This window comes from Nocardiopsis nanhaiensis (assembly GCF_054778635.1).
Genome location: NZ_BAAGZJ010000032.1, coordinates 70642 through 79253, shown reverse-complemented (window position 1 = coordinate 79253; position 8612 = coordinate 70642). Strand labels below are relative to the sequence as shown.

Genomic DNA, 8612 nt, shown 5'->3' with positions numbered 1-8612 from the left:
CGAGGTCCGGGCGGCGGAGGGCGGCTGTGTCCGGCCCCGGCTGGGTCCGCGCTCGGCGGTGGGCGACGTCTATGGAGGGGACTGACGCTCGCCTGCGTTCCGGGGCCGGTCCGCGGGGGATGCGGACCGGCCCCGGAGGTCACTCCTCCGTCAGGGAGAGCAGCTCGTCGATGTAGCAGGTGGCCTCGCGGGCGGCGCGGACGGCGTCCGCGTCCCGGATGGCCTCGGTCAGTCCGCTGTGGTCGATGCCGTCGGTGTCCGACGAGGGCCGGTTGGCCGCCTCGTCGCTCTGCTCGTACGCCGTGTGCGCGATGCTGGCGTAGACGACCTGGGCGATGTCGTCGTACAGGTCGATGAGCAGGGTGTTGTGGGTGGCGTTCACCACGGACCGGTGGAACGTGAAATCGGCTTCCACGAACGCGCCCATGTCGCGGTTGCGCCAGGCCTCCTCGCGCAGGGCCATGGCGCGGTCGATGTCGGCCATGTCCTCGTCGCTGTGGCGCAGTGCGGCCAGGCGCGCGGCCTCGACCTCCAGTGCACGGCGCACCTCCAGGTTCTCCCTCAGACGGGAGCGTTCCAGGCGGCGGCGCAGGGCCCCGCCGAGCTCGCTGGAGGCACGGACGAAGGTTCCGGCCCCTTGGCGAATCTCCAGCAGCCCCGCGTGGGCGAGGGCCCGTACGGCCTCGCGTACGGTGTTACGGCCTACCTCGAGCTGTTCGGACAGCTCCGACTCGGTGGGGATGCGATCTCCCACGCCCCATTCACCCGAGTCGATCTGGGCTCTTAGCTGACTGATGACCTGGTCGACGAGACCGGTCCGGCGTGTCGAGGCGAGGGGCACGCTTTTACCTCCTAGGGGCGGGTCGCCGGATGATTGGGCCAGCGCTCAGGTACGGATCGGTTAAAGCCGGAGCTTAGACCAGTTGGAGCATGGAATTGGCCTTGAGTGGCAATGCGTTATCCTCATGAAGTACATAGGGTCATCCTACGAATCTGTGAGCCGCCTTCCATGAGCGCCGCCCCGACGCGAAAGCACAACGTGCAGGACAGCCCCCTGAGCGGGTCAGACTCCGCCTCCGCGCCCACCCGCACGGGCCTTCTGCTGATCGCCTTGGCCATCGCCCTGGCCGCCCTCAACCTGAGGACCGCGATCACGAGTGTGGGTCCGGTCCTCGACGAGGTCACTCAGGGGCTCGGCATGACCGCGGTGGGCGCCGGTGTCCTCACGACCCTTCCCGTGCTCTGCTTCGCGCTCTTCGGCGGCCTCACCCCGTTCCTCGGCCGCCGACTCGGCTCGCACCACCTCCTCGTCTACGCGCTCACGGCCCTCACCGTCGGCCTCGTCGCCCGAGCCCTGGCCCCCGAGCCCTGGCTGTTCCTCGCCCTGAGCGTCGTGGCACTCTCCGGCGGCGCGATCGGCAATGTCATCCTCCCGGCCTTGGTGAAGCAGCACTTCCCGCACCGGGTGGGTCTGATGACCACGGTGTACACCACCGGCCTGGCCTTGGGCACGGCCGTCGCCGCCGCTGCCACCGTCCCCGTGGAACAGTCCACCGGCGAGTGGCGGATCGCCATCGGCGCCTACGCCCTCTTCGGCCTGGCCGCCGTGCTGCCGTGGCTGCTGGCCCTGCGCCACGAACCCGCTCCCGGCGACGCCCGGCAGGCGCTGAGCGTGCGCCAGGTGCTGGGCACGGGTATCGGATGGCAGGGAGTCCTGTACTTCGGCACCCAGTCCTCCCTCGCCTACATCATGTTCGGCTGGTACGCCCAGATGCTCCGCGACCAGGGCCTCGACGCCCAGTCCGCGGGGGTGATGCTGGCCTATCTCACCGCCCTGGGCATCCCGATATCTTTGGTCATGCCCACGCTCATCGTCCGCGTGCGCGACCAGCGCGTCTTCGTCGTACTGTTCGTGCTCGCCTACATCGTCGGCTTCAGCGGGCTCTGGGCCTCCCCGCTGGCCGGAACCTGGGTGTGGACCACCTTCATCGGCATCGGCATGGGAAGCTTCGTGCTGGCGCTGACCATCTTCGCGGTGCGCACCCGCACGGCCGAGGGCACGGCGGCGATGTCCGCATCCAGCCAGAGCCTCGGCTACCTGATGGGAGGGGCCGGGCCCTTCCTCTTCGGTCTGCTGCACGAACTCAGCGGCGGCTGGCACGCGCCGCTGGCGCTGGCCATGTCCCTCGTGGCCCTCAACCTCGTTGTGGGGCTCCTCCTCGGCCGCCCCCGCTACCTGGAGGACGCCATCGTCGCGAAGGCCGCTGCGCGGGTCTGAGCGCCGCGGAGGATGATCGGAGGATTCCCGGCGGGGCCAAGGAGCGGGACGGGGCGATGCGGCGGGGCGGCGCCCCGGGCTCAGACAGGGAGCCAGTCGATCCGCCCGATGAGGTACACGGCGCCCACGAACGCCACGATGTCGATCACCGTGTGCGCCACCACCAAGGGCATCACGCGGCCGTAGCGTACGTAGAACCAGCCGAACACGAGTCCCATCACCAGGTTGCCGACGAACATCCCTGCCCCCTGGTACAGGTGGTAGAAGGCGCGCACCACCGAGCTGGCCAGCACCGCCTTCCACGGTGACCACCCCAACTGCCCCAACCGGTGCAGCAGGTAGCCCACCACGATCACCTCTTCGAGGATCCCGTTCTTGAGCGCTTGGAGGACCAGGACGGGCATGTCCCACCAGTTGCCCTCCAAGGTGCTCGGCACGATGGTGCGGGTGAGACCGAGTTGCCAGGAGACGACGTAGACGGCCAAGCCGCCGGCGCCGATCAGCCCGGCCAGGGCCAGCCCGCTCCAGGTGTCGAAACCCGGCCTGCGCAGGTCGAAGCCGATCGTGCGCGCCGACCCCCCGCTACGGTGCAGCAGGTACACCACGAGCGCGACCGGGGCCAGCGCGAAAGCCACCGCGTACAGCTGGTAGGCGAGGTCGAGCCACGGGCGGCCCTCGGCACGGGTCGGGATGAGGCTGGCGGTCTGCTCCGCCATCGACTCGGGCGCGGTGAGTACACCGACGAACGCGATGGTCGCCGATACCGCGGCAGCGCCCAGGGAGACGGCGAGTACGCACAGGATCTCCCAGCGCAGCAAGGAGCGGCTGGGGAGGAAGTTCGGGACTGCGGCTGCCGCGCTGGTCCCCTCTTGAGGGGTGGGGGCCGACTCGCGCGGATCGTCATGGGTTCTGTCGGTCACGCGTCGAATCTACGCGGTCCGGGCAAGGCCCGGCTCCGGTCCAGGGGTGCCCGGTGCCATCAGTGCGCCGGTGCCGACCGGAGCGGGCCCGTTGCGGGACAGGGATGTCGGGCGGGTGGTGTTCGGTAGTGGCGGTGTGCGGGTCAGGGGTGTGCGGGGCCGAAGCGGCGCTGCGTGGACGCCGCCCCGGCCGCACAGGTTCTGTGGGCTATTCTTCGCCCTCGTCGTCCAGACCGTCGTCGAGGTCGTCTTCGAGGCCGTCGTCCTCGACCTCGACGCCCGGGTCGTCGACAGCGCCGTCCTCACAGGCCGCGACGCCGAACACGGCGACCGCGGCGATCGCGCTTCCGGCGAGCAGGCGGCGGGCCGTGATGAGGGTCTCCTTGGTGATGTCCTCGAGCTTCACAGTGACTCCATGTGATCGGGGATGTGTGCTGCGGGTCGGCCCGACGGGACGCCTGTGGGCCGTCTCGCGGTACCGGCCCTGGAAAGGTCGGCGCGAGCCGGGCGTTATTATTCTGTGACCCATGCACGAAACACGATATTGGTGTTTCTCCGATGTGACCAGGGGGGCACGCGATCGCATATGGCCGCATCCGGCCAGTAAACCCTGTTTAACTGCTGTGAACTGGGAACCGGCGAGCAGATTGTCGCTCAGAAGCCGAATTATGTCGCCCAAGTCAGTAGTTATCGTACCGTACCGCTTGTGTATTGCTTCATGTAGTACGACGCGAATTGGGGAGTTCCATGCAGGTGGTCAGCGGCGAACACGGAGTGCTTCCGGGGTGCGGAACACAAGAGCACGGAAAAGCCGCCGGCCATGCGCGTGTGACACGGACCGCGCATGGCCGACGGCTAGGGGGGAGAGGCCGTCCCGCCCCGCCCCAGCCACGAAAGCGGGGAGGAACGGCCTCTGGGGAACGAAGACCAGAATCAGTGAGCCGCTGAGAACTGGTCTTCCTCGGTGGAGCCGGTGAGAGCCGTGGTGCTGGCCTCGGGGGAGATGGTCGTGCTGATGGCGTCGAAGTAGCCGGTGCCGACCTCGCGCTGGTGGCGCGTGGCGGTGTAGCCGTCGGCCTCGGACGCGAACTCGGCCTCCTGGAGCTCGACGTACGACGTCATACCGTTCTTGGCGTAGCCCTTGGCCAGGTCGAACATCGAGTGGTTGAGCGAGTGGAAGCCCGCCAGGGTGATGAACTGGAACTTGTAGCCCATGTGGCCCAGCTCGCGCTGGAACTTCGCGATGGTCGCGTCGTCGAGGTGACGCTTCCAGTTGAAGGACGGCGAGCAGTTGTAGGCCAGCATCTGGTCCGGGTACTCGGCCTTGATGCGCTCGGCGAAGCGGCGGGCGACCTCGAGGTCGGGCGTCGCGGTCTCCATCCAGAGCAGGTCGGAGTGCGGCGCGTAGGCCAGACCGCGGGCGACGCAGGCGTCGACACCGTTGCGGAAGCGGTAGAAGCCCTCGTCGGTGCGCTCACCGGTGGTGAAGGCCTGGTCGCGCTCGTCGATGTCGCTGGTGATCAGCGTCGCGGCCTGAGCGTCGGTCCGCGCGATGACCAGGGACGGGACACCGGCGACGTCCGCGGCGAGGCGGGCGGCGTTCAGCGTCTTGACGTGCTGGCTGGTCGGGATCAGGACCTTGCCGCCCAGGTGGCCGCACTTCTTCTCGGAAGCGAGCTGGTCCTCCCAGTGGACGCCGGCGGCGCCGGAGGCGATCATGCCCTTCATCAGCTCGTAGGCGTTCAGGACGCCGCCGAAGCCGGCCTCGGCGTCGGCCACGATCGGAGCCAGCCACTCGGGGGCGGTGTCGTCACCCTCGGACCAGGTGATCTGGTCGGCGCGCATGAGCGCGTTGTTGATGCGGCGGACGACGGCCGGGACCGAGTTGGCCGGGTAGAGGCTCTGGTCCGGGTAGGTGCTGCCCGACAGGTTGGCGTCGGCCGCGACCTGCCACCCGGAGAGGTAGATGGCCTTCAGGCCGGCGCGGACCTGCTGGACCGCCTGGTTGCCGGTCAGCGCACCGAGGCTGTTGACGTAGTCCTCGTTGTGGAGCAGGTCCCAGAGGCGCTCGGCACCGCGGCGGGCCAGGGTGTGCTCCTCCTGGACGGAGCCGCGGAGCCTGACGACGTCGTCGGCGGAGTAGGTGCGCTCGATACCGGCCCACCGGGGGTTGGTCTCCCAGTCGCGCTGCAGTTCGGCGCTGGCTTCCTGACGTCGAGCGCTGGTGCTCATCTTCGTTCCCGCCTTCGTGTAGTCCCCAAGGTGTTCACACCGGTCGAGAGAGGCCTTACAGGGACAGGGGGGTGATCCCTGTGCGGTAAGTTCCCCGCCGGTAACTATGATTCTTGAGCAAGATCCAAGACTTTTCCACTCGAAATCGGGTGAAGATCTTCGTTTCTTCTCCTACAATGAACGCATGGCGTACTTTGGTGCTGAAGAAATACCGACTTTGACAGGTGACCTAGATCTCGTCACCTTCGGGCAGCGGCTCCGTCACCTGCGCAAGACGCGCGGATTGACCCTGTCTGACCTGGGCGAACGCGTGGGTCGGGCGCCCTCGCAGCTCTCGCTGCTGGAGAACGGCAAACGTGAGCCCAAGCTCTCCCTCCTCACGTCCCTGGCGACCGCCCTCGGTGTCTCCGTGGAAGAACTTCTTTCGAGGCAGCCTCCGAGCCGCCGCGCCCAGCTCGAGATCTCGGTCGAGGAGGCGCAGCGGGACTCCCTCTACCAAGGCCTCAACCTCCCGCACCTGAAGGTGGGCAAGCGGGTCCCTAACGACGTCCTCGAACACATCGTGGGCCTGTACGACGAGCTCAAGCGGCGCCACGCCAAGCCGACCGCCACCCCCGAGGAGGCCCGCAGGGCCAACGCCGACCTGCGGCGGCAGATGCGCGAGCGCGGCAACTACTTCGAGGGCATCGAGAAGGCGGCCGCCGAAACCCTGGCTGCGGTCAACTACACCGCCGGGCCCCTCTCCCAGGGGCAGATCCTGGCGATCGCCACCCACCACGGGTTCTCCCTGAAGTACGTCCAGGACCTTCCCCGATCGGTGCGCTCCCTGACCGACCACGTCAACCGGCGCATCTACCTCAAGCGCGAGACGACCCTGGGCATGCACAGCCCGCGCACGATCCTCCTGCAGACACTGGGCCACGTGATCCTGGGACACAAGCAGCCCCGCGACTTCGGCGACTTCCTCCGCCAGAGGGTGGAGGCCAACTACTTCGCGGCGGCCGTCCTCATCCCCGAGGCCACTGCCGTGACCTACCTCCAGGAGGCCAAGAAGGCCCGCGACCTCTCCGTGGAGGACCTGCGCGACGTCTACTCCGTCTCCTACGAGATGGCCGCGCACCGGTTCACCAACCTGGCCCACCGCCACCTGGACCTGGTCTGCCACTTCATCCGCAACGACGAGACCGGCATCATCTACAAGGCCTACGAGAACGACGGCCTCGTCTTCCCCACCGACGACACCGGCGCCATCGAGGGCCAGCGGATGTGCCGCCAGTGGTCGGGCCGCCAGGTCTTCCAGTCCCCCGACCGGTACTCGATCTACTACCAGTACACGGACAAGCCCAACGGCACCCACTGGTGTGTGGCGCACGTCGACCCCAGCCAGGAGCGCAACTACGCGATCACCCTGGGCGTGCCCTACAAGGAGTCCCGTTGGTTCCGCGGCCGCGAGACCACCAACCGCACCAAGTCCAACTGCCCCAGCGGGGAGTGCTGCGTCCGCCCTCCCGCCGAGCTGGCCACCCGCTGGGAGGGCAATGTCTGGCCCTCGGCCCGTGCCCACTCGCACGTGCTGTCGGCCCTGCCCTCCGGGACCTTCCCCGGCGTGGACGAGCACGACGTCTACACGTTCTTGGACAAGCACAGCGTGGACTGATCCCGGCCTGTCCGGCAGTCCTGGTGCCCGGGAAGGGGGCCGACGCACGCGGCGTCGGCCCCCTTCTCTGCGTCCGAACCCTTTGGCTTCCGGGGGTGTCCCGGCCCCTGTGGTGGCCGTGGCCGGGGCCCGATTGTGCCTGCCCAGGGCGACTGTTACCTTTGGTAACACCCATCAAGAACCCCTCCCCGGGTCGACAAAGGATGTATGCGCATGAGTGAGGCCACCGCACCCGCCTTCAGCCTGGAACTGAGCGAGGACGTTCGCGATGTCCGGGACTGGGCCCACGGATTCGCCAAGGACGTCATCCGCCCCGCCGCCGCCGAATGGGACGAGCGGGAGGAGACCCCCTGGCCGATCATCCAGGAGGCCGCCAAGATCGGGCTCTACTCACTCGACTTCTTCGCCAACCAGTGGCTGGAGCCCTCCGGCCTCGGGATTCCCGTCGCTTTCGAGGAGCTCTACTGGGGCGACCCGGGCATCGCCCTGTCCATCACCGGTACCGGCCTGGCAGCGGTCTCGGTCGCCTCCAACGGAACCCAGGAGCAGCTCTTCGAGTGGGTGCCGCAGATGTTCGGCAGCGCCGACGACATCAAACTCGGCGCGTTCTGCTCCTCCGAGCCCGACGCCGGCTCCGACGTGTCCGCGATCAAGACCCGCGCCGTCTACGACCAGGCCAAGGACGAGTGGGTGCTCAACGGCGTCAAGACCTGGGCCACCAACGGAGGCATCGCCGACGTCCACGTCGTCGTCGCCTCCGTCGAGCCCGAGTTCGGCTCCCGAGGGCAGGCCTCCTTCATCGTCCCGCCGAACACCCCCGGCCTCTCCCAGGGCCAGAAGTTCGCCAAGCACGGCATCCGCGCCTCGCACACCGCCGAGGTCGTCCTCGACGACGTCCGCGTCCCCGGCTCCTGCCTCCTCGGCGGCAAGGAGAAGCTCGACGAGCGCCTCGCCCGCGCCCGCGAGGGCAAGCGCTCCAAGGGCCAGGCCGCCATGAAGACCTTCGAGGCCTCCCGGCCGAGCGTCGGCGTCATGGCCGTGGGCACCGCCCGCGCCGCCTATGAGTACGCCCGCGACTACTCCGTCCAGCGCGAGCAGTTCGGCAAGCCGATCGGCGACAACCAGGGCGTGGCCTTCCTCCTCGCGGACATGGCCACCCGCATCGACGCCTCCCGTCTGCTGGTGTGGCGCGCCGCCTGGATGGCCCGCAACGGCAAGGACTTCAACAACGCCGAGGGGTCGATGAGCAAGCTCTACGCTTCGGAGACCGCCACCTTCGTCACCCAGAACGCCCTGCGCATCCTGGGCGGCAACGGCTACACCCGCGAGTACCCCGTGGAGCGCTGGCACCGCGACGCCACGATCTTCACCATCTTCGAGGGCGCCAGCGAGATCCAGAAGCTCATCATCGGCCGCACCGTCACCGGCCTGCCCATCCGCTAGGAACCGGACGAAGGCAGGACAGCGGGGCCACGAAGGCCGGACGGCGAGGGGACGCTGTCCGGCCTTGTTTGTGCCCGCTTCC

General features: G+C 68.4%; 7 protein-coding genes. 3 read left to right on the top strand and 4 right to left on the bottom strand.

Features of this window, described 5'->3' with window-relative positions; all coding sequences use genetic code 11:
• Positions 1–139 precede the first annotated feature (139 nt).
• Positions 140–841 carry a FadR/GntR family transcriptional regulator gene (locus ACYVD1_RS17085; protein WP_460773436.1) on the bottom strand — a complete coding sequence of 234 codons (702 nt, stop codon included), beginning with the start codon at positions 839–841 and terminating at the stop codon, positions 140–142.
• Positions 842–1009: 168 nt separating this feature from the next.
• On the opposite strand from ACYVD1_RS17085, the gene ACYVD1_RS17080 reads away from it, so the two are divergent.
• Complete coding sequence (locus ACYVD1_RS17080) at positions 1010–2278, top strand: CynX/NimT family MFS transporter (RefSeq protein WP_460773433.1); 1269 nt, start codon at positions 1010–1012, stop codon at positions 2276–2278.
• An 80-nt stretch (positions 2279–2358) separates the two neighbouring features.
• Here ACYVD1_RS17080 and ACYVD1_RS17075 read toward each other — a convergent pair whose 3' ends face one another.
• The 3 genes from ACYVD1_RS17075 to aceA all read right to left on the bottom strand — a co-directional run bounded on the left by ACYVD1_RS17075 (position 2359) and on the right by aceA (position 5430).
• On the bottom strand, positions 2359–3198 hold the full coding sequence (locus tag ACYVD1_RS17075) for a CPBP family intramembrane glutamic endopeptidase (RefSeq protein ID WP_460773431.1): 840 nt from the start codon (positions 3196–3198) through the stop codon (positions 2359–2361).
• Between the two features lie 208 nt (positions 3199–3406).
• Positions 3407–3604, bottom strand: coding sequence for a hypothetical protein (locus tag ACYVD1_RS17070; RefSeq protein ID WP_460773428.1), 198 nt, complete (start codon positions 3602–3604; stop codon positions 3407–3409).
• Positions 3605–4131: 527 nt separating this feature from the next.
• A complete protein-coding gene (gene aceA, locus ACYVD1_RS17065; protein ID WP_460773424.1) occupies positions 4132–5430 on the bottom strand; it encodes an isocitrate lyase in 1299 nt (432 codons plus the stop codon).
• 217 nt (positions 5431–5647) lie between these two features.
• Between aceA and ACYVD1_RS17060 the strand changes: the two genes are divergently transcribed.
• Both ACYVD1_RS17060 and ACYVD1_RS17055 read left to right on the top strand, forming a co-directional pair.
• On the top strand, positions 5648–7087 hold the full coding sequence (locus tag ACYVD1_RS17060; protein WP_460762148.1) for a helix-turn-helix domain-containing protein: 1440 nt from the start codon (positions 5648–5650) through the stop codon (positions 7085–7087).
• A 213-nt stretch (positions 7088–7300) separates the two neighbouring features.
• A complete protein-coding gene (locus tag ACYVD1_RS17055) occupies positions 7301–8530 on the top strand; it encodes an acyl-CoA dehydrogenase family protein (RefSeq protein ID WP_460773422.1) in 1230 nt (409 codons plus the stop codon).
• Positions 8531–8612: the final 82 nt, after the last annotated feature.

Bases quoted from the DNA above. Each gene is read 5' to 3' on its own strand.
- aceA (WP_460773424.1), bottom strand. From the start codon at position 5,430: ATGAGCACCAGCGCTCGACGTCAGGAAGCCAGCGCCGAACTGCAGCGC.
- ACYVD1_RS17055 (WP_460773422.1), top strand. From the start codon at position 7,301: ATGAGTGAGGCCACCGCACCCGCCTTCAGCCTGGAACTGAGCGAGGAC.
- ACYVD1_RS17080 (WP_460773433.1), top strand. From the start codon at position 1,010: ATGAGCGCCGCCCCGACGCGAAAGCACAACGTGCAGGACAGCCCCCTG.